The sequence below is a fragment of the Kitasatospora sp. NPDC004614 genome (genome assembly GCF_042873675.1).
GTDB lineage: Bacteria > Actinomycetota > Actinomycetes > Streptomycetales > Streptomycetaceae > Kitasatospora.
Genome location: NZ_JBIALR010000011.1, coordinates 133952 through 158432 on the forward strand (window position 1 = coordinate 133952; position 24481 = coordinate 158432).

At 72.3% G+C, this 24481-nt stretch carries 31 protein-coding genes; 11 read left to right on the forward strand and 20 right to left on the reverse strand.

Annotation, left to right across the window (positions count from 1 at the left end; translation table 11 throughout):
• Positions 1-5 precede the first annotated feature (5 nt).
• Both ACFYST_RS22725 and ACFYST_RS22730 read right to left on the reverse strand, forming a co-directional pair.
• Positions 6-923, reverse strand: coding sequence for an ROK family protein (locus ACFYST_RS22725; RefSeq protein ID WP_387864926.1), 918 nt, complete (start codon positions 921-923; stop codon positions 6-8).
• On the reverse strand, positions 920-1948 hold the full coding sequence (locus tag ACFYST_RS22730) for a zinc-binding dehydrogenase (protein ID WP_387864929.1): 1029 nt from the start codon (positions 1946-1948) through the stop codon (positions 920-922). The genes ACFYST_RS22725 and ACFYST_RS22730 overlap by 4 nt, the downstream gene beginning before the upstream one ends.
• Positions 1949-2767: 819 nt before the next feature.
• Here ACFYST_RS22730 and ACFYST_RS22735 point away from each other — a divergent pair.
• On the forward strand, positions 2768-3523 hold the full coding sequence (locus ACFYST_RS22735) for an alpha/beta fold hydrolase (protein ID WP_387864932.1): 756 nt from the start codon (positions 2768-2770) through the stop codon (positions 3521-3523).
• A gap of 92 nt (positions 3524-3615) precedes the next feature.
• On the opposite strand, the gene ACFYST_RS22740 is transcribed toward ACFYST_RS22735, so the two are convergent.
• The 3 genes from ACFYST_RS22740 to ACFYST_RS22750 form a co-directional block, all read right to left on the reverse strand.
• Positions 3616-5253 carry an alkaline phosphatase D family protein gene (locus tag ACFYST_RS22740; protein ID WP_387864935.1) on the reverse strand — a complete coding sequence of 546 codons (1638 nt, stop codon included), beginning with the start codon at positions 5251-5253 and terminating at the stop codon, positions 3616-3618.
• 136 nt (positions 5254-5389) lie between these two features.
• Entirely contained in the window at positions 5390-5881 is a 492-nt protein-coding gene (locus ACFYST_RS22745; protein WP_387864937.1) for a YfbM family protein, read from the reverse strand.
• A 52-nt stretch (positions 5882-5933) separates the two neighbouring features.
• Positions 5934-6896 carry an ArsR/SmtB family transcription factor gene (locus ACFYST_RS22750; RefSeq protein WP_387864939.1) on the reverse strand — a complete coding sequence of 321 codons (963 nt, stop codon included), beginning with the start codon at positions 6894-6896 and terminating at the stop codon, positions 5934-5936.
• A gap of 238 nt (positions 6897-7134) precedes the next feature.
• Here ACFYST_RS22750 and ACFYST_RS22755 point away from each other — a divergent pair, with 238 nt between their 5' ends.
• Positions 7135-7497, forward strand: a complete 363-nt coding sequence (locus ACFYST_RS22755) for a hypothetical protein (RefSeq protein ID WP_387864941.1) — start codon at positions 7135-7137, stop codon at positions 7495-7497.
• A gap of 103 nt (positions 7498-7600) precedes the next feature.
• Here ACFYST_RS22755 and ACFYST_RS22760 read toward each other — a convergent pair whose 3' ends face one another.
• The 3 genes from ACFYST_RS22760 to ACFYST_RS22770 form a co-directional block, all read right to left on the reverse strand.
• Positions 7601-8053 (reverse strand): DUF2199 domain-containing protein, encoded by a 453-nt coding sequence (locus ACFYST_RS22760; protein ID WP_387864944.1) that lies wholly within the window; start codon positions 8051-8053, stop codon positions 7601-7603.
• Between the two features lie 114 nt (positions 8054-8167).
• Positions 8168-8599, reverse strand: coding sequence for a DUF6228 family protein (locus ACFYST_RS22765; protein WP_387864947.1), 432 nt, complete (start codon positions 8597-8599; stop codon positions 8168-8170).
• A gap of 128 nt (positions 8600-8727) precedes the next feature.
• Entirely contained in the window at positions 8728-9591 is an 864-nt protein-coding gene (locus ACFYST_RS22770; protein ID WP_387864948.1) for a S1 family peptidase, read from the reverse strand.
• A gap of 250 nt (positions 9592-9841) precedes the next feature.
• Between ACFYST_RS22770 and ACFYST_RS22775 the strand changes: the two genes are divergently transcribed.
• Complete coding sequence (locus tag ACFYST_RS22775) at positions 9842-10360, forward strand: NUDIX domain-containing protein (RefSeq protein ID WP_387641537.1); 519 nt, start codon at positions 9842-9844, stop codon at positions 10358-10360.
• Between the two features lie 111 nt (positions 10361-10471).
• The gene (locus ACFYST_RS22780; RefSeq protein ID WP_387864950.1) at positions 10472-11269 is read left to right on the forward strand and encodes a GNAT family N-acetyltransferase; all 798 of its coding nucleotides are present in this window, start codon (positions 10472-10474) and stop codon (positions 11267-11269) included.
• Positions 11270-11276: 7 nt separating this feature from the next.
• Here the strand turns inward: ACFYST_RS22780 and ACFYST_RS22785 are convergent, their stop codons facing one another.
• Together ACFYST_RS22785 and ACFYST_RS22790 are read right to left on the reverse strand one after the other, a co-directional pair.
• Complete coding sequence (locus ACFYST_RS22785; protein WP_387864952.1) at positions 11277-12053, reverse strand: class I SAM-dependent methyltransferase; 777 nt, start codon at positions 12051-12053, stop codon at positions 11277-11279.
• The gene (locus tag ACFYST_RS22790; RefSeq protein ID WP_387865130.1) at positions 12050-12415 is read right to left on the reverse strand and encodes a S26 family signal peptidase; all 366 of its coding nucleotides are present in this window, start codon (positions 12413-12415) and stop codon (positions 12050-12052) included. Before ACFYST_RS22790 ends, ACFYST_RS22785 begins: the two co-directional genes overlap by 4 nt.
• Positions 12416-12575: 160 nt before the next feature.
• On the opposite strand from ACFYST_RS22790, the gene ACFYST_RS22795 reads away from it, so the two are divergent.
• Positions 12576-13175 carry a hypothetical protein gene (locus tag ACFYST_RS22795; protein WP_387864955.1) on the forward strand — a complete coding sequence of 200 codons (600 nt, stop codon included), beginning with the start codon at positions 12576-12578 and terminating at the stop codon, positions 13173-13175.
• A 28-nt stretch (positions 13176-13203) separates the two neighbouring features.
• Positions 13204-13482, forward strand: a complete 279-nt coding sequence (locus ACFYST_RS22800) for a hypothetical protein (protein ID WP_387641526.1) — start codon at positions 13204-13206, stop codon at positions 13480-13482.
• 38 nt (positions 13483-13520) lie between these two features.
• Here ACFYST_RS22800 and ACFYST_RS22805 read toward each other — a convergent pair whose 3' ends face one another.
• Positions 13521-14261, reverse strand: coding sequence for an alpha/beta hydrolase (locus ACFYST_RS22805; protein WP_387865131.1), 741 nt, complete (start codon positions 14259-14261; stop codon positions 13521-13523).
• 153 nt (positions 14262-14414) lie between these two features.
• On the opposite strand from ACFYST_RS22805, the gene ACFYST_RS22810 reads away from it, so the two are divergent.
• Positions 14415-15131 carry a GNAT family N-acetyltransferase gene (locus ACFYST_RS22810; RefSeq protein WP_387864957.1) on the forward strand — a complete coding sequence of 239 codons (717 nt, stop codon included), beginning with the start codon at positions 14415-14417 and terminating at the stop codon, positions 15129-15131.
• A gap of 4 nt (positions 15132-15135) precedes the next feature.
• Here ACFYST_RS22810 and ACFYST_RS22815 read toward each other — a convergent pair whose 3' ends face one another.
• The gene (locus ACFYST_RS22815; RefSeq protein WP_387864959.1) at positions 15136-15765 is read right to left on the reverse strand and encodes an NAD(P)-dependent oxidoreductase; all 630 of its coding nucleotides are present in this window, start codon (positions 15763-15765) and stop codon (positions 15136-15138) included.
• A 102-nt stretch (positions 15766-15867) separates the two neighbouring features.
• Between ACFYST_RS22815 and ACFYST_RS22820 the strand changes: the two genes are divergently transcribed.
• Complete coding sequence (locus ACFYST_RS22820; protein WP_387641519.1) at positions 15868-16239, forward strand: winged helix-turn-helix transcriptional regulator; 372 nt, start codon at positions 15868-15870, stop codon at positions 16237-16239.
• On the opposite strand, the gene ACFYST_RS22825 is transcribed toward ACFYST_RS22820, so the two are convergent.
• Both ACFYST_RS22825 and ACFYST_RS22830 read right to left on the reverse strand, forming a co-directional pair.
• A complete protein-coding gene (locus ACFYST_RS22825; protein WP_387864962.1) occupies positions 16236-17066 on the reverse strand; it encodes a class I SAM-dependent methyltransferase in 831 nt (276 codons plus the stop codon). The two genes, ACFYST_RS22820 and ACFYST_RS22825, sit on opposite strands and share 4 nt — an antisense overlap.
• A 267-nt stretch (positions 17067-17333) precedes the next feature.
• Positions 17334-17831, reverse strand: coding sequence for an FBP domain-containing protein (locus ACFYST_RS22830; RefSeq protein WP_387641513.1), 498 nt, complete (start codon positions 17829-17831; stop codon positions 17334-17336).
• An 87-nt stretch (positions 17832-17918) separates the two neighbouring features.
• Here ACFYST_RS22830 and ACFYST_RS22835 point away from each other — a divergent pair, with 87 nt between their 5' ends.
• Entirely contained in the window at positions 17919-18488 is a 570-nt protein-coding gene (locus tag ACFYST_RS22835) for a TetR/AcrR family transcriptional regulator (RefSeq protein ID WP_387864963.1), read from the forward strand.
• A gap of 418 nt (positions 18489-18906) precedes the next feature.
• Here the strand turns inward: ACFYST_RS22835 and msrA are convergent, their stop codons facing one another.
• Positions 18907-19410, reverse strand: a complete 504-nt coding sequence (gene msrA / locus ACFYST_RS22840) for a peptide-methionine (S)-S-oxide reductase MsrA (RefSeq protein WP_387864965.1) — start codon at positions 19408-19410, stop codon at positions 18907-18909.
• A gap of 131 nt (positions 19411-19541) precedes the next feature.
• A complete protein-coding gene (locus ACFYST_RS22845; RefSeq protein WP_387864968.1) occupies positions 19542-20120 on the reverse strand; it encodes a YbaK/EbsC family protein in 579 nt (192 codons plus the stop codon).
• Positions 20121-20268: 148 nt separating this feature from the next.
• Between ACFYST_RS22845 and ACFYST_RS22850 the strand changes: the two genes are divergently transcribed.
• Positions 20269-21549 (forward strand): YhgE/Pip domain-containing protein, encoded by a 1281-nt coding sequence (locus ACFYST_RS22850; RefSeq protein ID WP_387864971.1) that lies wholly within the window; start codon positions 20269-20271, stop codon positions 21547-21549.
• An 89-nt stretch (positions 21550-21638) separates the two neighbouring features.
• Here the strand turns inward: ACFYST_RS22850 and ACFYST_RS22855 are convergent, their stop codons facing one another.
• On the reverse strand, positions 21639-22214 hold the full coding sequence (locus ACFYST_RS22855; RefSeq protein ID WP_387864973.1) for a maleylpyruvate isomerase N-terminal domain-containing protein: 576 nt from the start codon (positions 22212-22214) through the stop codon (positions 21639-21641).
• Positions 22215-22255: 41 nt separating this feature from the next.
• The gene (locus ACFYST_RS22860; protein ID WP_387864976.1) at positions 22256-22630 is read right to left on the reverse strand and encodes a VOC family protein; all 375 of its coding nucleotides are present in this window, start codon (positions 22628-22630) and stop codon (positions 22256-22258) included.
• Positions 22631-22915: 285 nt separating this feature from the next.
• Between ACFYST_RS22860 and ACFYST_RS22865 the strand changes: the two genes are divergently transcribed.
• The gene (locus tag ACFYST_RS22865; RefSeq protein ID WP_387864978.1) at positions 22916-23641 is read left to right on the forward strand and encodes a class I SAM-dependent methyltransferase; all 726 of its coding nucleotides are present in this window, start codon (positions 22916-22918) and stop codon (positions 23639-23641) included.
• 7 nt (positions 23642-23648) lie between these two features.
• Here ACFYST_RS22865 and ACFYST_RS22870 read toward each other — a convergent pair whose 3' ends face one another.
• Positions 23649-24059 carry an Imm7 family immunity protein gene (locus ACFYST_RS22870; protein WP_387864981.1) on the reverse strand — a complete coding sequence of 137 codons (411 nt, stop codon included), beginning with the start codon at positions 24057-24059 and terminating at the stop codon, positions 23649-23651.
• A gap of 10 nt (positions 24060-24069) precedes the next feature.
• Positions 24070-24477, reverse strand: coding sequence for a DUF6193 family natural product biosynthesis protein (locus ACFYST_RS22875; protein ID WP_387864982.1), 408 nt, complete (start codon positions 24475-24477; stop codon positions 24070-24072).
• Positions 24478-24481 lie beyond the last annotated feature (4 nt).

Genomic DNA, 24481 nt, shown 5'->3' on the forward strand with positions numbered 1-24481 from the left:
CGCGGTCAGTGGAGGTCGTGCCGCGCCTCGGCCCGGAACGCCAGGACGAGGCCGCCGGCCGGGCCGGCCATCGCACCGAGCTCCGCCGGAACGACGAAGTCGTCGGCGCTCTGTTCGGGCAGCCCCGGATACCCGCCGAGCTGTTTGAGCAGTTCCGCCCGCACCGCGGGAAGCAGCCCGGGGAGCACCGACATGCCGCCGCCGATCACGATCCGCTCGGGAGCGGTGCAGTAGACGATGCTGCGCAGTCCCTCGGCCAGGTAGCCGGCTTCGAGCTCGACCGCCCGGTGCAGCTCGTCCCCGGTCAGCTGCTCCGCGGGCCGCCCCCACCGGTCCGCGACGGCGGTGCCTCCGGCCATGCCTTCCAGGCAGTCGCCGTGGAAGGGGCAGTTGCCCGGGAAGTCGTCGCCCGGCCGCCGGCTCACCGCCACGTGCCCCATCTCGGTGTGGACCAGGCCCCTGACGGTCCGTCCGCCGATGATCGCGCCGCCGCCGATGCCGGTCCCGACGGTGAGGTACAGGTAGGTGTCGAGCCCTCGCGCGGCACCCCACCGCCCCTCGCCGAGGGCGGCGCCGTTGACGTCCGTGTCGATGCCGATCGGTACGTTCAACTCCCGTGCCAACGGGCCGAGTACGTCGATGTCGGCCCAGCCCGGTTTCGGCGTGTCGGTGGTGAACCCGTACTTCGGGAGGTTCGGGCGCAGCTCCAGCGGGCCGAACGAGGCGACGCCGATGGCGGCCAGCGGTCCGTACTGCCGCGTCGCCCGGCCGAAGAAGTCGACGACGCGTGCCAGGGTCTCACCGGGCGCTCCGGTGGGAAACCTGGCCCGGTCCACCACGTCGTCGGGTGAAGTGCCCACCAGGCAGACCACTTTGGTGCCGCCGGACTCGACCGAGCCGTACAGCGCGTGACGCGGGCTCATCCGGCGACCTCCGGCCAGCCGTCCGGGCCCACCGGGCCGGCGTCGGACCGGATGACGACCTTCATCGCACCGTAACCGGCGCCGTGGCCGGTCCCGTCGGCGCCGCTGTCGCTGCCCGCGGAGAGCAGCGCGAAGGCGTCCTGGTAGCGGTCGAGCGGGAACTCGTGGGTGACCAGCGTCTCCAGCGGCAGGTCGCCGATCAGGTCGACCGCGATCGGGAAGGTGTCCGCCCGGTAGTCGCCGGCCCCGATCAGGCTGACGCCGTGGTTGGTCAGGTACAGCGGGCTGATCCGGGGCCGGTAGCCGTCGTCGAAGCCCATGGCGACGACCCGGCCGCCGTCGGCCACCAGTTGCAGCGCGTGCTCGACGGCGACCCCGGTGGTGTCGAACACGACGTCGGGCCGGCGTCCGTCCCCGGCCTTGGCCACCGCTTCGAGCGGGTTCGGCCCGCCGGTGTCGACGGTCCGGTCGACCAGCGATCCGGCGACGGCCAGCCGGTACGGGTCGGACTCCGCGATCACCACCCGGCGCGCACGGCGCGCGGCGACCAGCGCGGTGAGGAGGCCGATCGGTCCCGCCCCCAGCACGGCCACGGTGTCGCCGTAGCCCACGTCCGCGGCGAGCACGTTGTTCAGGACGCAGGCCAGCGGCTCCACCAGCACGGCGCGCCGGAACGCCAGGACGCCCGGCAGCCGCTCGGTGAAACGTTCCGGCAGCACCACGTGGTCGGCGTACGTGCCGTCGCGGTCGACACCGACCTCGGTGCCCCGCTTGTTCCGGCAGTGGTTGGTCGCGCCCCGCCGGCAGGGCGGGCAACTGCCGCAGTACAGCGTCGGATTGACCACGACCCGGTCGCCGGGACGGACCGACGTCACATCCGCTCCGACCGCCTCCACCACGCCGACCGACTCGTGCCCGAGGACCACGCCGGGCCGGGCCGGGAATCGGCCCAGCAGGATCTTGCGGTCCGTCCCGCAGATACCCGTCCCCACGACCCTCACCACGACGTCGTCACGTCCGGACACCTCCGGACGCGGATGGTCCCGCAACTCGACGGGATGCGGACCGGAATCGGAATGGAAACCGGAACCGAGAAATACCAGAGCTCGCACGGCGTCTCCTTGGGGGCCGGTGGGCCTACCGCTGCCAGGTGCCTGTCACCGATCTGGCTTGCAAGGGGTTCACTGTAGCCTGCACCCTCCTCCCCCGAACCGTCCGTATTTCAGTCATCGTCGGACACCCCCGACCCATAAGGGGGCGTACGCCCGGCGTGATTTCCGGATCGCGCGCCGAACGGAAATCGGCCCGCCCGGCCCGGACGAAAGAGACCGCGCAGCACAGCACCCCGTTCCACCGCCGCCCCGCGCCGGCCAACGCCCGCACGCTGGACCGGAGCCCGCCCCGTCCCGCAGCCGACACCGGGCGGGAGCGGCAGCCACTGGTGGTGCCACTGGGATCTCGGCGAGGCACAGTGGTGGCGAGAAATCCACTCCGGATCGGCCCGGCCGGAATCCGAGAAATATTTCCCCAGCGCCTGCTGCTGTCGGCGGTGGAATTGTGAATTGCGGTGTCCGCGAGTTCACTGAAGGGAAAGGGCAACAATGGTGGTGTCCGCGTGAAGCCAGCTCGCTCCAAAGGGTATTTTGCCGCCGTCATATGACGGCAGTCCAGCTCGCCGGCCGGACACGGGCTCCGCGTCCTCCGCCCATGCGGCCCGCCGCCACGGCGCCCAACGCTGTGCGGCATCCGGTGGCGCTCCGGGGTTCCGGTTCATCGGGCGGCGGCCGCCCGTTCCGGTTGAACTGCCTGTTCAGGCGGGCGGATCGTGGGGAACGACCGAGGGCATGACGATTCCGCACCGCTTGACCGGCACCGGCGACCACCACGTCCTGGTCCTCCACGACTGGTTCGGCACCAGCGCCGGCTGGGGCCCGTTCCTCGACTACCTCGACGGCGACGCCTTCAGCTACGCCTTCCTCGACTACCGCGGCTACGGCCAGCGCAAGGACGTTCCCGGCACGTACACGCTCGCCGAGATCGCCGCCGACGCGCTCGCCCTGGCCGACGAACTCGGCTGGGACCGTTTCTCCCTGGTCGGCCACTCGATGGGCGGGAAGGCGGCCCAGCAGGTACTCGCCGAGGCGCCGCTGCGGGTGCGCAAGCTGGTCGGCCTGGCGCCGGTGCCGGCCGGGGCGTACCCGCTGGACGAGGCGGGCGAGGCGCTGTTCTACGGCGCCGCCGAGGACCGGGAGAAGCGCCTCGCCATCCTCGACCTGGTCACCGGCCAACGGGCCGGCCGGGTCTGGCTGGACCGCATGGTCGACCAGTCCCTCCGCCTGTCCGCCCCCGAGGCCTTCGGCGGCTACGTCCGCGACTGGGCGACGGCCGACCTGGAGCACCGGATCAGCGGCAACCCGGTGCCGGTCAAGGTGATCGTCGGCGAGCACGACCTCGCCCTCACCGCCGACGTGATGCGCGGCACCTTCCTCACCCACTACCCCAACGCCGAACTCGAAGAGCTGGGCGGCAGCGGCCACTACCCGATGTACGAGACCCCGGTGGCCCTCGCGGCGTCCCTGGAGGGCTTCCTCCACGACTGACAGTGAAGATGTGTGATGGCTTCGCCGTCGGGTCTGACCGGCGGCCTGCGACGGCCCGGATCCTCACGAACCGTCGCAGGCCACCGCCCGCGTCAGGCCGGCCGGATGCCCGGGTTGCCGGCCTCGGTGACGAAGGAGGCGGCGGTGAGCAGGGTGCCGTCGGGGCGGGTGATGTGGGTGACGGCCCGGTAGTCGGCGCGGGCGTGCTGGCGGTCGAGGGTGACCACGGTGTAGCCGCGCCGGCCGTCGTAGAACTTCATGTGCGGGTTGGCGGCGGTCAGGGTGGCCCAGTTGGCGGGGTGGGCCTCGCCGTCGCCGTCGCTGCTGATCGAGGTGCCGACGAACTCGACGCCCACGGTGCGGGAGTTCGGGTCGTCGAAGTCGCGCTTGACGTCGAGCGCGTAGGCGACGTGCACGTCGCCGGTGAGCAGCACCAGGTTCTTGACGCCGGCCTGGTCGACGGCGGTCAGGAAGCGCTCGCGGGCGGCGGGGTAGCCGTCCCAGGCGTCCATGGACAGCTTGGAGCTGGCGGCGGTGGTGTTCTTGCGGCGGGAGAACACCACCTGCTGCGGGACGACGTTCCACAGCGCCTTGGAGCGGCGCAGCCCGTCCGCGAACCAGCGTTCCTGGGTGGCGCCCATCAGGGTGCGCTTCGGGTCCTGGGATTCGGGGGTGGGGTACTGCCAGCCGTCGCCGTTGGCCTGGTCGTCGCGGTACTGGCGGGTGTCGAGGATGTCGAACTGCGCCAACTGCCCGTACTGGAAGCGGCGGTAGAGGGTCAGGTCGGTGCCGTTGGGCTTGGGCATCCGCAGCGGCTGGTTCTCCCAGTAGGCGCGGTAGGCGGCCGCGCGGCGGGCGACGAACGGCGCCGGGTCCTGGTTCTTCTCGGGGATGCCGCTGGCGTAGTTGTTCTCCACCTCGTGGTCGTCCCAGGTGACGTACCAGGGGTGGGCGGCGTGCGCGGCCTGCAGGTCGGGGTCGGTCTTGTAGAGCGAGTACCGCAGCCGGTAGTCCTCGAGCGTGGTGGTCTCGTGGTTGAGGGCGGCCGGCAGGACGCGGTCGGTGTACTTGCGGTCGCCGCCGACGGAGTCGATGCCGTACTCGTAGATGTAGTCGCCGACGTGGAAGACGGCGTCCAGGTCCTCCTGGGCGAGGTGGCGGTAGGCGGTGAAGTAGCCGTCCTCGTATGCCTGGCAGGAGACCAGCCCGAGCTTGGTGCTGTCGAGCTTGCGGCCGTGCGAGGGCGCGGTGCGGGTGCGGCCGACGGGGCTGGTCCACTGCCCGACGGTGAACCGGTACCAGTACTCGCGGGCCGCCTCCAGGCCGGTCGCGTCCACGTGCACCGACCAGTTGAACTCGGCGTGCGCCTTCGCGCTGCCGCGCCGCTCGACACGGCGGAACCGCTCGTCCCGGGCGATCTCCCAGCCGACCTTGATGCTCCCCGCCCGCGGCAGCCCCACCCCGGGCTCCAGCGGACGCGGCGCGAGCCGGGTCCACAGCACCACCGCGTCCGGCAGCGGGTCACCGGAGGCCACGCCGAGGGTGAACGGGTTCTCGGTGAGGGTGCGCGGCGCGAGTTCGTTCTCCTCGGCGTGCGCGCCGGGCAGGTTGACGCCGAACGCGAGCGCGGCGGCGGCCGAGGTGACGGTCAGGAACCGCCGCCGGTCGAGCCGTCCGGCGGCGGCGAGCAACTGCTGGTCGGGCGTGGGACGGTCGGAAGTGCTGGACATCGGACGGGCGCCTTTCGCCGAATGGGTCGGTGTGCGAAGGGAATTCGACCCGTCCTGGTGGTCTGCCCGTAGTCATCGCCCTGGCAAACGAATGATCATTTGATGGCAAAGTCGTGAAGAGCCGCGACAGGCACGCTCACTGATCGACCGTGAACACCACCGCCCGGCCCTCCTTCGCGGCCCGCCGGTAGAACTCCCGCACGCCCGGCAGGAAGCACACCGTGTACTCCAGGTCCTCCTCGCCGCGCGCGCCCTCGTAGTCCTCGAACTCCAGCTCCGCGTACCGCCCCCGCAACCACTCCTCGTCGACCTCCTCCAACGCGGCCGCCACCGCCCGCACCTGCGCCGGATCCACGTAGCAGGCCACGTAGTCGTCGTCCTCCAGCAGCAGCCGCCCGCCCAGAACGACGTGGGACAGCGGGAACTCCCCGTTCTCGAACTCCAGCCGACCGTCCGTCAGACACCGGTGCAGCGCGTCCCACGCCTTGTCCAACTCGCACACCCGCGGCCCGTCCCAGGCCTCCTCCACCTCCCCGACCAGCGCCATGACCTCTTCGTCGCCCTCACACGCCAACAGCCGCGTCCGCTCGCTCTCGGTCAGCGCGAACAGCACTCCCAGAGACCCCATCCCGGTGCCCCCTTTCCGTCCCCGGAAAGTGAAGCGGACCGCACTGACACGCTCAGCTCCGACCACTCTCCCGCAGGCGCTCGACGAGCTGCCGGCCCGCCGAGGTCAGTGCGTGCCGAACGCACCGGCCTTCCCTGACCGTTGAGATCAGCCCGGCCTCGCGGAGAACGGCGGCCTGACGGCTTGCAGCGGAGGGCGACAGGTGGAGGGCGTCCGCGAGCTGGCCGGTCGACAGCGGGGACTCCAGGACGGCCAGCACCGCGCACCGACCGGGGCCGAGAAACCGGCCCAGCAGGTGCGAGCCGGCCGGGGCCGACCGGGGCGAGGCCGTGATCCAGGACACCCCCGGAGACAGCGGGTAGGCGAGCACGGGGGGAAGGCGCGGATCGGCGATCGCCATGGTGCGCGTCGCAAAGAACGACGGAAGGAGGGTCATGGGGCGGCCGTCGATGTGAAAGTCCGCATCCACCGGGCACGGGACCCGAAGAACCCCACCGCTCCACTCAAGGCCGTCCGGGCGGTAACTGGTCATCAGCCCTTCGGCCCCGCGGTCCAGTGCGGCCCGCGCCCGCACCGCCCGGTCGGCGGCGACAGCGGCGGTGATCTGCGAGGCAAACGGGGCGACGGCGACGGCGTGATAGCGGCGGACGAGCCCGCCCAGCCGCCGGACGTCCGGACGGTCGCCCTCGGCAAGTCTCCCGGCCCACACCGGAAGCTGCCGGGCCTGCCGCGCGAACAGCGTCATCTCCTCGCGCAGCGTGGCCCGCACGGCAGACATCAGCCGGTCCGGGCCCGCCTCCGGATCCGTCACCTCCTGGCCGCCGACGAAGCCCGGGGCGCTGCCACCGGCGGGGTTCAGCAACGTCAACTCCCGCAACGCCCCGGACAACCCAGCCCGCTCGACATGTCGCCGAACCACCCGCTGCCACGGCCGGAACGCGGCCGGGGGATCACTGGCGCCGAGCACCAGCAGGCTGCACGCGACGTCCCACAGCGGATGGGAGACCGGAGCCACCCGAATCCGTAACGCGTCCTCCCCCGAAAAATGGAAGCTCAACATTCCGCTCTCCCCCGCCCGAATTCAAGTCCGGCATCGACGCCAATGCATTGATCGACTTTGCCTGCGGCACCTTTGCAGTATTCCGCAATGGCCGCCGAAGCGGCGGGCAGTTCGGCAATGTGGACCTGGGCTGCTCGTGGACGATCGCACGGCAAAGCCCATGGAACGGTCAAATCCGATTCAAGGGGGAGACATGAAACTGAAGCGAACCGCCACCGCGACGGCCAGCTGCCTGCTGGCGTTCGGCGGCGTACTGACGGTCGGCATCGGGCCTGCGAGCGCAGCCGCCGTCTGTGGGCCGAATAAGCCCGTCACGATCCCGGGCGGGAAGTCCTCGTACTCCGTGGGCTGCGGCGCCACCGTCACGCACGTCTCGGGCTGGCTGGAAGACACCTCCGCCGACGGCAAGTGCGTGCAGATCAAGATCTGGTGGCCGGGCAACCAGGTGTACACCTACACCCCGAAGGCGTGCCCCTCCGGAACTCGGGTCTACTTCGATCACAACGGAATTTCGAACCCCACGCCGCCGACCGTTCTCACCTACACCATCGGCTGACAATAGCCACAACAGTTTCGGGGGATGGAATCCGGAAATCCGGATTCCATCCCCCGTCCACTCTCCGGCCCCAGACCCACCGCGCCCCGCACGCCGACTCGCGTCAGACCTCGGGGTGCAGCACCGCCTCGGCGAGCTCCCGAACCCGCTCCATCGTGATGCCCGTGCGCTGTTCGACCGCCAACGGGTGGTCGGTCGGCTCCAGTTCGATGATGGGGCGCCGGCCGACGGGGCGGGTGTGGAGCATCGCCTTCAGGTTGATCGTCGACGGCGTGTATGGGAACAGCTCGGTGGACAGCCAGCCGAAGTACGCCGGTTCCGACTCACGGCCCGGGGTCTCCCACAGCTCGCTCGCCCGCACGAAATTCTTTTCGCTGAGCGAGACCCACACGCCCCACGAGAACACCTCGTCCCCGCCGATGACGGGCAGCTCGATCAGCCCGCGCACGAAGAACGCCTCGCCGCCGATCACGCACTGGTCGGACGTCAGCTCGCAGTCCGGCGCCTGCTCCATGCCCGGCTCCCAGTAGTCGGGCGCGGGGCTGGAGAAGTTCATCGGAAGCTCTGCGTGACGCTCGCCGCAGCAGGTGCAGGTAGATCCAGGATCGGCCGACATGGCAGCAGACACTACCGGACCGTTTCCCGAGGTCGGCGGGCCTCCCCCAGGCACTCACCCCCCGTCGACGAACGCCCGCACATCCGCCGCCAGCGCGGCCAGTTGCTCCCCGCCCTCCACCCACGTCGTCACGGACGCCTCCCACCCGCGCTGCGCCGTGCGCCACGGCCGCACCGTCCAGGTCAACCCGACGTACCCGCCGGAGCGGAACACCGCGCGGACCGTCAAGTCCCGGTCGTACGTGGCCCAGACCCGCTCGCCGTCCCACCCGCGGAACTCCTCCGCCAGCCCCGCCAGGAACCCCGCGAGCCCGTCCGCCGCCCCCACCCAGCCGACCGCTTCCTCCACCCTCGCGGCCAGCCCGGGCGCCGACACCTCCGCGAACCGCACCGCCCCCGCCTCCGGCCCCGTCCGCTCGACCAACCGCACCCCGACGCCCGCCGAATCCGCGCACCGCACCGCCACCACGCCCTGCACCTCGCCCACTCCTCGCTCACCCGACCGTCCGCCGACGAACGACAATACGCCGGGCCCCACGGTGGCCGGTTCGCCGTCCCGGCACGGCGAACCGCCGGTGCGCAATCGCGCGCCGGCGTCCCGAACTGCGAACTCGCCTACTGGGCATCCTCGTTCGACCCGTTGCCGCCGGAGTTCTGACCGTAGCCGTTCGCGTCCTTCATGGTCTGCTTGATCCACCCCGCGTAGGCGGGTGCGCTGCTGTAGAGGCCCGGCCCGCCCGAGCACGGCACGCCGCGGGCGCCCGGGCCGGAGGTGACGCCGACCAGCTCCCACCGGCCGTTGCGGGCCTTCTGGAGCTGCGGGCCTCCGGAGTCGCCCATGCACGCCATGGCCTTGGCCTTCAGGCTGATCGTGCAGAGCCTGGTCGGGTCCGCGTAGCCGGGGTCGCATTCGGAGACGGCGCCCAGCCGGGTGTTCAGTTGCAGGAGGTCCTCGGAGAAGGCGAACTGGCCGTCCACGGTGCTGCCGAAGCCGAGCAGCCGGGTCGGGGTGCCGGGCTGCCCCGCCTCCTTCGCGATCTTGATGGGCTGCTGGGTAACCGGCCGGTCGAGGCGGATCAGCGCGACGTCGTCCTTGTTGGGGCCGAGGTTCTCACCGTTCACGTAGCCGGGGTGCACGAACGTCCGGTCGATGTTCCGGACCGTTCCCCCGGACTTCCGCTGGTCGGTACCCACCCGCACGGTGCCGTCCAGTTCGATGCCCTCGCCCGTCACGCAGTGGGCCGCCGTCAGGACCCACTGCTGGTCGATCAGCGAACCGCCGCAGCTGCCGTCGAGCAGACCGGCGTCCGGCGCCGCCATCGGGATCACCGCCATGAAGGGGTAGCTCTCGCTGGCCGCGTCACCGTTGACGATGGCCCCGGCGCTTCCCGCCATGACGGTGGTACAGGCGACTGCGGCGATGGCTCCGGCGGCGGCCACGCGGGCCGCGGCGCGGCGGGACGGCTTCAGGTTGAACACGGAGGATTCCTTCCGTTCGGGGAATTCGTATGCGTTCAGCCTGCCTTTCCAAGATCCAGTAGCCCATGGCGACAGCAGGTGGAAGCATCCTGGGGCCACCGACCCCACAGATGGTGGGGTTATCCCCCTCCCGCAGGGGCGCCCAGAGCAACCCTGGCCGCCCGCCCCGCTCATCTGGCGGCCGAACTCAACCAGCGGGAAGCACAGTTGCCCGGGCCCCGATGTCCGACCCGGACCATAGAGTGCGCCGATGCCCATCGCAGAGATCCGACGCCGCTCCCTCGCCGCCGCGGCCGCCGACGCCGCATCGGCCGCCGTCGAGTTCGACGATGCCCGCCGCTGGTTCGCCACCGCGCTGGGCACCGGGCGGGTCGAACCGCTGGGCGCCGAGGTCTGGGTCTTCGACCCGGCGCTGACCCGCGTGCTGCTGGTGCGCAACCGCCACCGGGGCTGGGTGCCGCCGGGCGGCAAGGTCGAGGACGACGAGACTCCGCGCGAGGCCGCCGCCCGCGAACTGCGCGAGGAGACCGGCCTCGTCGCACAGTTGCTGCCGCAGCCGGCGGCCGCCACCGTCCGCTCGTACCACCCGGACCTGCCGCCGACCCTCGGCCTGTCCTATGTCGCACTGGCCGACCCCGCCACCCCGCTCAGCCCCGAGGACGGGCAGCCGACAGCGTGGCTGCCGCTCGACCGCCCGTGGGCGAGCTGCTTCCCCGAGGACCGCCCCCGCATGCGCGACCACACCGGGCGCCTCGCACCCGGCCGCTGATCACCGAAGCCCCCGGCCTGCTCCGACCCCGGGCACCAGCCGCGTCACCGCCACGTCATGATCAGGTAACAGCCGCCGGGCTCTCCGATCCTGCCCCCTACGCTCCCCCGCATGAGCCTGACAGTTTCTGATGTCGCCGCCGCCGGTGCGGCCTGGGTGTGGATGCCGGACGACGCCGAGGTCGTCGAGGACCCGGAGTTCACCTTCCTCCGCCTGCCCGACTACTGCCCGTTCGACCTCTCGGTGGTCTCCTTCACGCCGACTCGCCCGCTGGACCAGGTCGTTGACGCCCTGATGGCGCGGGCCCGCGCTTTCGGGCCGCCGGTGCTGGACTGGCAGGTGCTGCTCGGCGCCCCGGAGGGGCTGGAGGCCGAACTGTCCGCGCGCGGCGGGAAGGTGAAGATCGAGCTGGAGATCCTGGCCGCCGATCTGAGTGACGGTGCGCCCGAACTCCGGCCCCCGACGGTGGACGTCGAGCTGCGCTGGGCCACCGACGTGACGACGGCCCTCGACGGGCTGACGATCGAGGCCGCCGGGTTTCGCGGCGAACTCCCGCCCGCCGAACGGATCGAGGCGGTCGCGGCGAAGAACGCGGAGACCGTCCCGGCCGGCCACGGCGGCCTGCTCGTCGCCTATGTGGACGGCGAGCCCGTCGGCACCGGCGGCGTCTCGGTGGTGGACGGCGTCGCCCGGCTCACCGGCGGCGTGACGGCCGAGCCGTGGCGGGGTCGCGGGGTGTACCGCGCCGTGCTGGGCGCCCGGCTGAACTACGGTGCGGCGCACGGCGCGACGATGGCACTGGTCAAGGCCAACCCGGCCACGTCCGGCCCGATCCTGCGCAAGTCCGGCTTCACCAGCTTCGGCCCGGAACCGGTGTACGCCATCCCTCTCCACGAGGACCGGCCCTGACCGCGGTTCACAGCCGACGGGCCCGCAGCACCCCCGTCAGCATCGGCAGGACGAACTCGCCGTCCGCCGTCTCCGGCCGACCCGCCAGGTAGTCCCGGGCCCGGGCCAGCCGCGCCTCCCGTTCGTGCTCCGGCATGACCAGCAGGCCCGCCTTGGTGGCGAGCGTCGCCACCAGCGAATCGGCGGTCCGGCGCTGGCCGTGCGGGAATTCGGCCTGCTCGGCGGCCCCGAACCGGGCGGGCCCGCCGGCCGGGGGCAGGTGCATCCGGGCCGTCCCGGTGCGCCAGCTCGCGGGGACGTCGCGCGGCCCGATCGCCGCGCTCCCGCCGGCCTCGGCGAGCCCGGCGACCCAGGCGACTCCGTCGTCGAACAGGTTCCACAGGCCGGCCAGCACTCCGCCGGGGGCGAGCACCCTGGCGATCTCGGGGCCGGCCGCGTCCATGTCGAACCAGTGCATCGCGTTGCCGGACAGCACGGCGTCAACGGACCCGTCCGGCAACGGAATCGACTCCGCACACCCCGTCAGCGCCCGCACCTCCGGCAGTTCCCGGCGCAGCTGGGACAGCATCGCGGGGTCGGGTTCGACGGCGACGACCTCGGCGCCCGCCGCGAGCAGGCACCCGGTGAGCTTGCCCGTCCCGGCCCCGAGGTCCAGCACCCGCCGCCCGGGCGCCGGTTCGAGCGCCCACCGGACGGCGGCCGGCGCGTAGTCCGGACGGTGCGCGGCGTACGCTCCGGCTGCGGCGCCGAACGACGAGCGGTGCCGCAGGTGTTCGTCCTTCACGCGGAATCACCCGACCCGACCGGCATCGTCCGGCTCGACGCACCGGGCCGCGCCACGCCGTCGACCGAGACGCAGATGCCGAAGACCCGGTCGTGGCCCGTCCAGCCGTTCACGCGGCCCCGGTTGTTGCTGATCTGCACGCGCCGCCGGGCCGGACCGAGGGCGGACACCAGGTGGAGGTACACGGTGCCGGCGACCCGGGCGAGCACGATGTCGCCGACCTTCAGCAGTGTCGGGTCCACCGGTGCGACGAGCACCGACTGCCGACTGCGAATCAGCGGCACCATCGACGAACCGCTCGGCCGGAACTCAACGGTGGCCCCGTCGGCGACTCTTGCCGCCACGCCGTCCAATGCTCCCATTCGACGATCATGGCGGCTCCTTCCCGGGAGTTCCAGCGAATTTCGGGCCTCGAACCTGAGCACGGATACTCTGTCGGACGATCCATCGCACACCGAAGGATCGCCTGCCTGGGGGACGGGCCGCCCGGGGCCCGCCACAGTCTTTTTTGGAGTACTCGCCGTGAAGCGTCCTGTCCTGGTCCTCGCCGCCGTCGTGTTCGCCACCGCCGGGGCCCTGACCGGCTGCGGCAGCAAGCACGTGACCGACTCCGGTCAGGCGGCCCCGGCCCCGCAGACCTCGGCCAGCGCCAACCAGGCCCAGCAGGAGGCGCAGGAGCGCTGGCAGCAGCAACTCGCCGAAGTGGACCGGAAGTTCCCCGACGTGGCGAAGCTCTGCGCGGACAAGGCCACCACGGCGCCCACTCCGCCGCCCGCCACCTCCGGGACCGACCCGGAGAACTCCAAGTACGCCGAGAACCACGCCTACTTGCAGATGGCCACCCTGACGGACAACCAGCGCTGCCGCGGCGAGGCCCACGCGGCCCGTATCACGGCCGCCGTCAAGTCCGCCCCCATCGACGTGAGCCAGGCCCGCACCCTGATGACCGGCCTCGGCTACCCCGACGCCAACTTCACCCCCTACGGCGACGGCATCCACTTCACCCTCTCCGTCCCCGGCCCGGGCGGCTGCCTCACCGGCAACCTCTCCTCGGCCGCCCGCATCGAGGTCCACGGCGCCTACCTCGAAGGCGGCTGCGAACGCCCCCGCGGCGGCCACTGACCGATCCGGAAGGTGGCGGCGTCTCACCGTGACAACTCACATCGAGGAAGGCGAAGTTGTGACTCGGGGGGACGAAGTCGTCAGGGCCCTGCTGGCGGCGATCGCGGCCTTGGACGACCTCGTCACGGTGGGCCATGACTCGCATATTGCGCTGAACGCCCTGGAAGAGATCGCCCACGAACTGGGCAGCATGGAGCCGGAGGAGCGCCGGCGGTTCATCGAGGGGCTGGACCGCGTTGCCGCACAGGAACCTGATCGAGCGGCTTGGATCGGGGGCATTCCCGACGCACTGGGGCTCGATCGCTGAACCCTTCGCTGCACTGCCGCCGCCTTCAGCGCGTCACCTCACAACCAACGGCCGGAGTTGCGCGCAGCGATGCCCGCCGCGCGCGCCAGCACCTCCGCGGTCCGCGTCCCCGCCCGCACGGCGTGGTCGGCGGTGCTGGGCAGGCAGCGGGCGTGTTCGGGGACGAACTCGGTCATGATGACGCCGGCGTGGTCGGTCACGTCCTCGTGGAGCAGCACCGGCCGGCCCCGTTCCGTGAGAGCCGTGAACAACTCGCGTGACCGCTCGACGTCCACCACCGCGTCGGCGGTGCCGTGCACCAGCCACACCGGTACCGGCGCCCCCTGGTCGCCGCCCACGCGCAGGTCGTCGAGCGGGACGGTACCGGTGGTCGGTGCCGCCGATCCGTACGCGCCGGCGATTCCCACCACGGCTTGCGGCCGCCAGTCGCCGAAGGCTCCGGGGTTCACGGCGACACCCACGGCGGCCTTGCCGCCCAGCGACCAGCCGGCGAGCGCGATCCGCTCGGGATCCCCGCCGAACTCGGCCACGTGCTGCCGCGCGAAGGCGGCCGACTCCCTCAGGTGCGTTCGCCCGCCGTCCGGGGCGTCGGGACGCCAGTCCGGCACCAGGACGACGACGCCCCGCTCCGCCGCGGCGCGGGCGACGGGCGCGAGGACGTCCCGTTCGTCGGGGCCCCGGCCGTGCCAGAGCAGCACCGCGGGCATCGGCTCCGGCGCGTCCGCGGGCCGGTGGACGTCCATGAGCTTGCCACTGGCCCCGTACCTGACGACAACCATGATGGTCACCGCGACACCCCCGACTCGTCGGACCACGAAAGACGTCACGCTACCAACCCCGGTCGACCGACCTGACGTCACCTCAACTCGCTGCCCCGGCCCCTCCCGGAAATCGAGGTGCCGGGCGCGCGGCAGGCCGGGCAGGATGCGGTGATGACGAACTCTTCGCTACCGCAATCCGCTTGGCGTCTCTGGGAAGGTCTGGCCGGGGCAGCCTTCCCGCCACCCGGCGGGGTGACCGTCGCCGTCGCGCCGCGCTCCGGCCTGTGCCCGCCCGGGTGGGTCGGGCTGATCGCACTCGGGGGTGCGGTGCTGGCGACGGCGCCGGACGAGCGGCGGGCGCGGCTGGTGCGGGCGGCGCTGCGGAAGGACCCGACGGCGGTGGCCGGGGATGCCGAGCGGCTGCGCGAACTCCTCCCGATCGGTGAGTTACTTGGCCCGGCCACGCTCGCCTACCTCGCCCCGGATGGGCTCCGACCCCAACCACCCACCACCCTCTCGACAGTCCAACTCCCGCCCACCGACTCCCGGTTGCGCGACCTGGAGCGCCGGGCCGGAGAGCAGGACGCCGACGAGGCCGGACTCGAAGACCTCACCTCCCCCGTCTTCACCGTGCTCGCCGACGACCGGGCGATCGCCGCCTGCGGCTACCGCGCCTGGCCGTTCGAAACGGCCCATCTCGGCGTGCTCACCGACCCGGCCCACCGCGGCCGCGGCCTCGCCGGTCACACCGCCGCCGCCTCCGCCCGGCACGCCCTCGCCGCCGGCCTCCTCCCCCAGTGGCGCGCCCGCGTCCCGGCCTCCCGCCGGGTCGCCGCCCGGCTCGGCTTCCGCGAACTCGGCACCCAGGTGTCCGCCGAGGTGCGCTGAGCGTTCAGACCCCGGCGATGCCGAGGTGGGTGCGGTGGTGGCGAGGGGTGTCGATCTCGTCGAGCAGGGCGCGGGCGAAGTCGGCGTGGGTGACGCGGGCGGCGAAGTCGCCGGTCGTGACGGTGTAGTGGCCGGTGGGTGCGGCGGTGTGGTCGAAGTCGCCGGCGGGGCTGACGATCAGCCAGTCCAGCACGGTATCGGCGGCGCGGTACACGGCGCTGCCGGCGGCGTGGGCGCGCGAGAACGGGCGGTACTCCTGCGGAAAGCCGGGGGCGTCCATCAGCGGTGTGCCGGGGGCGAGTTCGAGGGTGGCGGCCAGGCCGAGGGTGATCAGCCGTTCGACGCCTGCCCGTTCCAGTCCGTCGACCAGGGCGTGCGCGGCGGCGGCGAAGAACGCGTCCGGCCGGGCACCGGCGTCGTACGCGGCCATGACGGCGGCGTCGTGCCCGGCCGCCAGGTCGGCGACGACACCGGCATCGGTGACGTCACCGGTCACCACATGGAGGCCCGCCAGGTCCGGGTGGGCGTCGGGGTTCCGCACCACGGCGGTGACGTGGCGCCCTCGGCGGACGGCGTCCGCGACGGCCGCACGTCCGACGCGTCCGCCCGCACCGAAGATGATGATCCTGCGCATGAGTTGCTCCCTCGACCTGTCGCACTGCCAGTAGTGCCTCCGGACGGTAGCCACCCCCCTGGTTTCCGCCCGGATACCGGGGCGCGGCGCTACGGTGGGCCAATGCGCGAGCCCCTGGACCCGGAGATGTTCGATCCAGTGTGCCCGTCCGAGCTGGTGCCGATCCGGGTGGGCGGCGACAAGTGGGCGGGCATGATCGTCCAGTGCCTGGCGGACGGGCCCCGCCGCTTCTCCGAACTCCGGGTCCCGCTGCGCACCATCACGCCCAAGGTGCTCACCGCGTCGCTCCGGTCGCTGGAACGCGACGGCTTCGTCCTCCGCACCGTCCACCCCGGCCCCGCCCGCCGCGTCGACTACGAGCTGACGCCGCTCGGCCGCAGCCTCCTCGACCTGCTGGCCACCGCCCGCACCTGGGCCGAAACCCACCTGGACGAACTGCTGGACGCCCGCGAAGCGGCCGACCGCACTGCCTAACGCCGCGCAGCCACCAGCACCGCCGCATGCGGCAGCTCCAACCCGCCGTCCTCGCCCACGAATTCGGCCGCCAGCCGATCGAACTCGCGCCGCACCCCGGCCCGCACCTCCGGCGACTGGCGGCGCAACAGCTCCCCCAGGAACGCGACCCCGTCGGCCGGGCCGCCCCACCACGTCTCCACGGCCGTCCGGTGGTTCCACGCCACCACCCGGCCGTCCACCCCGCCGAAACCGGCTGCGGCAAGCAACGCGAGGAAGCCGTCGACCTCGGTGACGGCCCGCAGGGCGGCAGGTGGCGGGGGCAGGTCGGTGGGGCGGACGGCCCCGGCGGCTTCGAAGGCGCGGCCGAGCAGGGACTGTCCGGGCGGTGCGGGGGCGGCCCAGGTGGTGAGGGCGAGTCGTCCGCCGGGGCGCAGCACGCGGCGCAGTTCGGCGAGCGCCTCGGCGGGTCGTCCGACATGGTTGAGCACGAAGTTGCCGACCACCGCGTCGAACGTGCCGTCCGCGAACGGGAGTTCGGGCAGCGTGGCGGTGTGCAGCTCGGCCTCGGGCGCGGCGCGCCTCGCTTCGGCCAGCATGCTCGGTTCGGCGTCCACGGCGGTGACGCGGGCACCGCGCGCACAGGCCGCCGCGGCGGCGGTGCCCGTCCCGGTACCGACGTCCAGCACCGTGCTGCCGGGCCCGACGCCGGCGGCGTCGAGCAGTGCGGGCACGGGGTGGGCGCACAGCCGGGCGACGCTCGCGGCGTAGGCGGTGGCCCGGCCCGCCCAGATCCGGCGCTCCAGCGCGTCGAACGCGTCCACGTCCGCCTCGGCGATCCCGCTCATTCCTGCCCCCTCCGGCATGTCAACTCGCTTCTGTCCTGTCTCAGCGAAGCGAAGGTTGAACAGTCTCACCAAAGGTTAAGCACACCGCCGGGAGGTCCGAGCACCCAGGCCCTGTTGGCTACCGGTCAACTGGTCCATCGCCGGGGAGCATTGGTGACCGCCGCTGCAAACTTCGGCCTTCCCGGCGGGCCCTGGTCTGCCTACGCAAGCTGGCGGTCACCAGGGTTCAGCGAGAACGCGCAGCCTTCGTTGAGGCGGGGACACCTGTCAACTCGCTTCCGCGCCCTCCACCTTGGCGAGGAAGCCTGCCAGATTGTCCCGTACGCGATCGATCCGCTGTTCCACCGTCAGCGATTCGTGGATCCGGGTGCCGGTTTCGCGCAGGCCGCGGACGTACAGCGAGCAGGCGAGGTCACTGCACATGTACGCGCCGACGGAGTTGCCCTGGCGGCCGGCGGGGCCGGCGAGCGGGGCGACGAGGAGGGAGACGCCGCCGGTGTGGGTGGTGACGCAGAGGGAGCAGATGCTGCGCCGGGGCTGCCAACTGGCGGCGGCGGAGCTGCGCAGGACGACGGCTCGGGGGCGGTCGTCGTGGACGGTGACCAGGTAGGCGCGGTCGGGGGCCTGCGGGTCGCGCCAGCCGAGGAAGTCGAGGTCGGACCAGGGCAGGTCGGCCAGGTCGCGGGGCAGGTTGAGGCGTTTCGCCTCGCCCTTGGAGCAGTTCAGGAACGCGGCGCGGATCTCGGGGTCGGTCAGCTCTCTCACGAAACGCCACGCTAATTTGCCTAAGTCGTTTAGGCAAATGGATAATCGCTGGAGAAGGAACGATCGAGCAGCAGGAGGCGGGTCCAGTTGGCGCGTGCAGGTCTGTCGGCGGAGGTCCTGACCAGGACGGGTGCGGAGCTGGCCGACGAGGTGGGCTTCGAGCAGGTCACGGTGACGGAGCTGGCGCGGCGCTTCGACGTGAAGGTGGCCAGCCTGTACTCGCATGTGAAGAGCTCGCAGGACCTGAAGGTGCGGATCGCCCTGCTGGCGCTCACCGAACTCGCCGACCGGGCCGCCGACGCGGTCGCCGGACGGGCGGGCCGCGACGCGCTGGCCGCGTTCGCCGAGGCGTACCGCGGCTACGCCGTCGAGCACCCGGGGCGCTACCAGGCCACCCGCCTGCGGCTGGACCCGGAGACGGCGGCAAGCAGCGCGGCGCCCCGCCACGCCCAGCTGACCAGGGCGATCCTGCGCGGCTACCACCTGCCTGAGCCGGACCAGACCCACGCGGTCCGCCTGCTCGGCGGCGCGTTCCACGGCTACATCGAACTCGAGGCCGCCGGCGGCTTCGCCCACACACCGGTCGACCCGCAGGCGTCCTGGGACTGGATCGTCGACTCCCTGGACACCCTGCTGCGCGCCCGCGCCGAACACTGACCCGGCCCGGAACCACTCGCCCCGAAACCACCCGCCCCGAAACCGGCTGCGCGCCCGCGCCAAGCACTGACCCCACCCGGCTCGACCTGGCTCGACCCGAAAACACGCGACCGCCGACCGGGCATACCCGATCGGCGGCCAACCCCCGACTACGCGTCAGGCGCCGTCACGCACCGGCAGCTCTCACCCCGGCCGCAGCTGACACCACCCCGAACCACCGGCCGTCGACCGACCACGACCAACCGCACCCGGCCGACGATCACCCCCACACCACCCGCCGACCCGCCGTCAGACGTCACGCACCGGAAGCTTCCACCCCGGCCGCAGCTGACACCACCCCGAACCACCGGCCGTCGACCGACACACGATCAACCGCACCCGGCCGACGATCATCCCCACACCGCCCGCCGACCCGCCGTCAGGCGTCACGCACCGGCAGCTTCCACCCCGGCCGCGGGAAGTGGCAGGTGTAGCCGTTGGGGTAGTGCTGGAGGTAGTCCTGGTGCTCCGGCTCGGCCTCCCAGAAGTCGCCCACCGGCGTCACCTCGGTGACCACCTTTCCGGGCCAGAGGCCGCTCGCGTCGACGTCGGCGATGGTGTCGAGCGCGGTGGCGCGCTGCTGCTCGTCGCCGTAGAAGATCGCGGAGCGGTAGCTGCTGCCGATGTCGTTGCCCTGCCGGTCCACGGTGCTCGGGTCGTGGATCTGGAAGAAGTACTCGAGCAGCGTGCGGTAGCTGATCCGCGCCGGGTCGTAGACGATCTCCAGCGCCTCGGCGTGGCCGGGGTGGTTGCGGTAGGTGGCGTGCGCGTTCTCGCCGCCGGTGTAGCCGGTGCGGGTCGACTGGACGCCGGGGAGGTTGCGGATCAGCTCCTGCATTCCCCAGAAGCAGCCGCCGGCCAGGACAGCCCGGTCCGTGGTCATCTCGTTCTCACTCCTCGCGTGGGACGTCCGCACCCCTGGTGCGGTGCGTGGCCCGTCCGCCGGGACGCTGCCCGGCGGGACCATCCCCTCCAACCTCAGCCGCCCGCCCGGTGTTCCCGCTGCCGAAAGGTTCAGCCGGCCAGCCCGTCCAACACCTGCGCGCCGGGCAGCGCGGCCAGTGCCGCGCCGGGCAGGATCAGCTTGCCGCGGCGCCGTCCGCTGCCGATCAGCACCCACGGGGTGGCGGCGACGGCGGCGTCGATCAGCAGTGGCCAGTGCGCGGGCAGGCCGACGGGGGTGATGCCGCCGTACTCCATGCCGCTCTCGCCGACGGCGGTGTCCATGGGCGCGAACGAGGCCTTCCGGGCGCCGAGGTGACCGCGCACCGCCTTGTTGACGTCGAGTCGGGTGGTGGCCAGCACGAGCCCGGCGGACAGCGTGGTCTCGCCGCCGCGCTTGGCGGCGACCACCACGCAGTTCGCGGACGCCTCGGCGGGGACGTCGTACGCGGCGCAGAACACGGCGGTGTCGGCGAGTTCCGGGTCGGTGTCCACGTACCGCACGGCGCCGGCGAGTTCGGCGTCCCAGTGCTTCAGCGCGGCCGCCACCGGCCCGGCCAGTTCGGCGACGGCGTCCAGCGCCCGCCGCACGTCCGGAAAGTTCCCGAACGGCGCCGTCACCTGCTCGTCCAGGGAGTCCTGTTCGTCCATGGACCAACCCTAGCGAACGCCACCGCGCAACCCGGGCTGGCCCATTGGGGTGAGCCCGGCCGGTGTCGCGGCCATTCGGACGGCGCCCGGACCCTATCGTCATGGGGGTTTCGGGGGACCGCAGCTGGCGTCGACAGGGTGGAGTGGCATGGCGACCGAGGTTCCCCCGCAACAACCCGCCCGGCAGGCCCGCGCGTGGCAGGTGCTGCGCCGGTGGCGGATGTGGCTGGTCCCCGGCGTCCTGAGCGCGCTGGTCGCGCTGGTGCTGTCGCTGCTGTACATGGGCGGCATCCTGACCCCGACGGACCATCTGCACCGGATGCCGATCGCGCTGGTGGACGCGGACGCCGGACCGCCGTTGCCGGGCCAATCCGCGCCGCTGGGAGCGGAGTTGACGGACGCGGTGGCGGCGGGGACGCCGCCGGGGCAGGTGCAGTGGCAGCGGGTGTCGCGCGAGCGGGCGCAGGAGCTGCTGGCCTCGGGGCAGGTGTACGGGGCGCTGGTGGTGCCGGAGGACTTCTCCCGCACCGTGGCCGCGCTGACGACGAACCAGGCCTCGGCACGTCCGGTGCTGTTCGCACTGACCAATCCGGGCACCGGTTCGCTGGCGTCCTCGCTGGCGAGCCAGATCACCCAGCAGTCGGCGCACCGCTCCTCGCAGGCGCTCGGCAAGCAGCTGACGGCGGCCGTGCCGAACGCCTCGGCGACGGCGCGGCTGCTGCTGGCCGACCCGGTGGACGTCCGGGTGCAGCCGGGGCATCCGATCGGACGGCACAGCGGGCTCGGCCTGAGCGCCTTCTACTACACGCTGCTGCTGGTGCTGGCGGGGTTCCTGAGCGCCAACCTGGTGCACAACGGGGTGGACACGTCGCTCGGTTACGCAGACAGCGAGATCGGGCCGTGGCACTGGCGCCGGCCGACGGTGCCGATCAACCGGACCCAGACGCTGGTGGTGAAGATGGAGATGACCGCGGGGCTGTCCGTCGTCACCACCACGATGATCATGCTGGCGACGATCGGCATCCTCGGCATGGACGCCCCGCACCTGCCGCTGCTGTGGGTGTTCTCGTTCGCCGCCTGCGTCACGGTGGGCCTGGGCGTGCAGGCGATCAACGCGGCGTTCGGCACGCTCGGCCAGCTGGTCGCGATGTTCGTCTTCATCGCGCTCGCCCTGCCGTCCTCGGGCGCGACGATCCCGCTCGAGGCCACGCCGTCCTTCTACCACTTCCTCGGCGCGTTCGAACCGATGCGCCAGGTCGCGGGCGGGGTGCGGGCGATCCTGTACTTCGACGCGCAGGCCGACGCCGGGCTGACCCGGGCCTGGGTGATGATCGCGGTGGGCTTCGTGGTGGCGCTGGTCTTCGGCTTCGCGATGACCTTCTACTACGACCGCAAGGGCCTGCACCGGATGGTCCCGACGCCGTCCTGACCACCGCGCTCAGGACGCACCGGCTGCACGACTCGCGCCGTCCTGACCACCGCTCAGGACGACGGCACCGCTCAGGACGACGCCACCGCTCAGGACGACAGCGCCGCTCGCCACCCCCACGACTCACGCCGCGCCAGGCCCGGCAGTTCGCCGCGTCCGGTGCACCAGAGCAGCACCCGCACCGGGTCGCCGGCCGGCGCGTCGGGGAACAGCCGGGCCAGCACGGCGGCGCAGAGCGCCGGCGGCGGGGTGCGGTCGAGGCCGAGGCCGAGGCCGGTGGCGATGTCGTGGGTGTGCAGCAGGATTTCGGCGACGCCCATCGCGGCGAAGCCGGCCCGATCGGCCGGCCCCCAGTGCCAGGCCCGCAGGTCGGGCCCGGCGGCGGCCAGCGCGAGAGCCAGCAACTCGCCGCAGGCCAGCGCGATCTGCAAGGTGGTGGCGGGGTCGGTGCCCGGCCGGACCGTCAGGTCGAACGGCAGGTACCGGTCGTCGGGACGGGCCGCCAGCTGCCCGGCGTAGGCGAGCAGATCGTGGCCGATGTGCGCCAGCGTCTCCTGGCACGACCACTCCAGCCCGCCGGCCGGAACGCCCCAGTCGGCGTCCAGGTGCGGGGCGAGGGTGAGTTGCAGCTCCGCGAGGGCCGCGCGCAGATCCTGATCGTCCATCAGGTCATCCTCGCACCCGCACCGTGGAACGCCTACGGCGCCTACAGGTAGGGGCGGGTGATCAGCTCCAGGCCGTGACCGGCCGGGTCGAGCAGGTAGACGCCGCGCCCGCCGTGCTCGGTGTTGGTCTCGCCGAGGCGCTGCATCTGCGGGTCGGCCCAGTGCGGGATGTCGCGCTCGCGCAGCAGCGCGTAGGCGCGGTCGAAGTGCTCGTCGTCGAGCAGGAACGCGTAGTGGTGCATCTGGATCTCCACCGGCGGCTCGGCGAACTGGAGCAGCACACCGTCGGCGATCGTCAGGTTGCTGAACGGCCCCCAGGACGGGGCCTCTTCGGCTTCCAGCAGCTCGCGGTAGAAGAGCGCGGAGACCGCGCGATCCACGGCCGGGATGATGGTGTGGTTGAAAGCAGCAGGCATGGTGGTAGGTGAACCTCTTTTTTCCGGTGTCGGGGGGTTGGCGCAGGCATGGCCGGCCTGCTCGGTCTGGGCGGTTACGTGCTCCCAGGACCGGGCGGTCCCCTGACCGGTGGGCACCCCGAAGGCACCCGGGGCGGCCTCAGCCGCCCACCGGTTCACCAATCCGTGCGTGGCCCATGGCCGTTCCGGTGTTCACCCGAGCACCGTACGCAACATCCCGTCCCGGCGACAACCGGTTTCCACCGCCTCCCGAATCGGCAGGTGCCCGGGCGTACTCTCGCCCGCATGGCTGACGAGTGCTTCACCGACCCCCAACTGGCCGCGCTCTACGACGCGCTGGACCCGGACCGCTCCGACCTGCTCCCCTATCTCGCCCTGGCCGACGAGCTCGGCGCCCGCAGCGTCCTCGATCTCGGCTGCGGCACCGGCGTGTTCGCCCTGCTGCTGGCCGAGCGCGGCATCGAGGTGACGGGCGTGGACCCGGCGGCGGCCTCCGTCGAGGTGGCCCGGGCCAAGCCGGGCGGCGACGGCGTCCGCTGGATCTGCGGCGACGCGACGACGCTGCCGCCGCTGCGGGTCGCCCTGGTCACCATGACGGCCAACGTCGCCCAGGCGATCACCGACCCCGCCGACTGGCTCGCGACCCTGCGCGGCGCCCACGCGGCACTCCGCCCCGGCGGCCACCTCGTCTTCGAGACCCGCGACCCGTCCCGCCGCGCCTGGGAGGGCTGGACCCGGGAGGCCACCCACCAGCTCGACGACCTGCCGGAGGTCGGCCAGGTGGAGTCCTGGATCGACCTGCTGGACGTCAACGGGCCGCTGGTGACGTTCCGTTCGCACTACGTCTTCGCCTCGGACGGCCGGCACCTCACCTCCGACTCCACCCTGCGCTTCCGCGAACGCGCCGAGGTGACGGCCGACCTGCAAGCGGCGGGCTTCGGCCTCCACGAGGTCCGCGACGCACCCGACCGCCCGGGCCGCGAGTTCGTCTTCCTGGCCCGCCGCCCCTGACCTCGCGTCAGGAGACCCAGGGGTCCTCCAGCACCGGGATGCACGGCGACAGGCGGGTGTCCTCGTGCACGCTCACCTGCCCCCGCACCATCCGGTGCACCACGAACCCGTCGGCGTGCGCCCGGTCCTCCTCGTCGTGGACGTACAGCAGACCGTACGAGCCGGGCGCGCGGACGCCGACCTCCCGGTAGAAGGCCAGGATCGCCGGGTACGTGTGGTTGCTGAAACCGCCCAGGTGCAGGAACGGTTGGCCGTTGATCCACCGCACGTCGACCAGCCCGTGCCCGCCGAACTCCCGGGCCCGCTCCTCGATGGCCGCCACCAGCCGCCACAGGCGCGCCTGTTCCGCCGCGAAGTCCTCGTCGTCCTCCGCGTCGGCGCGTTCCCGGATGGTCACCCAGCCGTGGTACTCGAACATGCCCGGCAGCCTACCCGGCGCCCATCGGCCGCAGCGCCGAGCCGTGAATCACGGGCCCGATGTCGGACGGGAGTTCGCGCACGGCGCACGCGACCGCCTCCGCCGCGGTGGTGAAGCGTCCGAGGTCGGGCGCGAGAATCCCGGTGCCCACCCCGAAATCACCGTCGCCGTTCGCCGACACGACGGGGCCGACCGCCGCCATCAGGGGCCCGGTGGTGGTGGAGAAGCGCAGTCCCCAGTGGCTGGTGAAGGGATACAGGGCCCGCAGCACCGGCTCCGTGTAGGCGGCCTCGATCAACTGCCGGTACGAATCGGCCCAGGAGTACTCCATCGCGGCCGCCTCCGCGCGCTTGAACTGCCATTGGGACTCCACCACCTGGTCAACGGTGGCGTCGGCGGGGTTCGGTGAGTCGTTCACGTCC

Excerpts from the sequence above, each read along its gene's own strand:
- ACFYST_RS22865 (WP_387864978.1), top strand. The coding sequence starts at position 22,916 with ATGGCTGACGAGTGCTTCACCGACCCCCAACTGGCCGCGCTCTACGAC.
- ACFYST_RS22825 (WP_387864962.1), bottom strand. The coding sequence starts at position 17,066 with ATGAGCGGGATCGCCGAGGCGGACGTGGACGCGTTCGACGCGCTGGAG.
- ACFYST_RS22810 (WP_387864957.1), top strand. The coding sequence starts at position 14,415 with ATGACGAACTCTTCGCTACCGCAATCCGCTTGGCGTCTCTGGGAAGGT.
- ACFYST_RS22820 (WP_387641519.1), top strand. The coding sequence starts at position 15,868 with ATGCGCGAGCCCCTGGACCCGGAGATGTTCGATCCAGTGTGCCCGTCC.
- ACFYST_RS22760 (WP_387864944.1), bottom strand. The coding sequence starts at position 8,053 with ATGAACTTCTCCAGCCCCGCGCCCGACTACTGGGAGCCGGGCATGGAG.
- ACFYST_RS22745 (WP_387864937.1), bottom strand. The coding sequence starts at position 5,881 with ATGGGGTCTCTGGGAGTGCTGTTCGCGCTGACCGAGAGCGAGCGGACG.
- ACFYST_RS22870 (WP_387864981.1), bottom strand. The coding sequence starts at position 24,059 with ATGTTCGAGTACCACGGCTGGGTGACCATCCGGGAACGCGCCGACGCG.
- ACFYST_RS22735 (WP_387864932.1), top strand. The coding sequence starts at position 2,768 with ATGACGATTCCGCACCGCTTGACCGGCACCGGCGACCACCACGTCCTG.
- ACFYST_RS22780 (WP_387864950.1), top strand. The coding sequence starts at position 10,472 with ATGAGCCTGACAGTTTCTGATGTCGCCGCCGCCGGTGCGGCCTGGGTG.
- ACFYST_RS22725 (WP_387864926.1), bottom strand. The coding sequence starts at position 923 with ATGAGCCCGCGTCACGCGCTGTACGGCTCGGTCGAGTCCGGCGGCACC.
- ACFYST_RS22740 (WP_387864935.1), bottom strand. The coding sequence starts at position 5,253 with ATGTCCAGCACTTCCGACCGTCCCACGCCCGACCAGCAGTTGCTCGCC.
- ACFYST_RS22755 (WP_387864941.1), top strand. The coding sequence starts at position 7,135 with ATGAAACTGAAGCGAACCGCCACCGCGACGGCCAGCTGCCTGCTGGCG.
- ACFYST_RS22815 (WP_387864959.1), bottom strand. The coding sequence starts at position 15,765 with ATGCGCAGGATCATCATCTTCGGTGCGGGCGGACGCGTCGGACGTGCG.
- ACFYST_RS22855 (WP_387864973.1), bottom strand. The coding sequence starts at position 22,214 with ATGGACGATCAGGATCTGCGCGCGGCCCTCGCGGAGCTGCAACTCACC.
- ACFYST_RS22850 (WP_387864971.1), top strand. The coding sequence starts at position 20,269 with ATGGCGACCGAGGTTCCCCCGCAACAACCCGCCCGGCAGGCCCGCGCG.
- ACFYST_RS22860 (WP_387864976.1), bottom strand. The coding sequence starts at position 22,630 with ATGCCTGCTGCTTTCAACCACACCATCATCCCGGCCGTGGATCGCGCG.
- msrA (WP_387864965.1), bottom strand. The coding sequence starts at position 19,410 with ATGACCACGGACCGGGCTGTCCTGGCCGGCGGCTGCTTCTGGGGAATG.
- ACFYST_RS22775 (WP_387641537.1), top strand. The coding sequence starts at position 9,842 with ATGCCCATCGCAGAGATCCGACGCCGCTCCCTCGCCGCCGCGGCCGCC.
- ACFYST_RS22790 (WP_387865130.1), bottom strand. The coding sequence starts at position 12,415 with ATGGGAGCATTGGACGGCGTGGCGGCAAGAGTCGCCGACGGGGCCACC.
- ACFYST_RS22805 (WP_387865131.1), bottom strand. The coding sequence starts at position 14,261 with ATGGTTGTCGTCAGGTACGGGGCCAGTGGCAAGCTCATGGACGTCCAC.
- ACFYST_RS22845 (WP_387864968.1), bottom strand. The coding sequence starts at position 20,120 with ATGGACGAACAGGACTCCCTGGACGAGCAGGTGACGGCGCCGTTCGGG.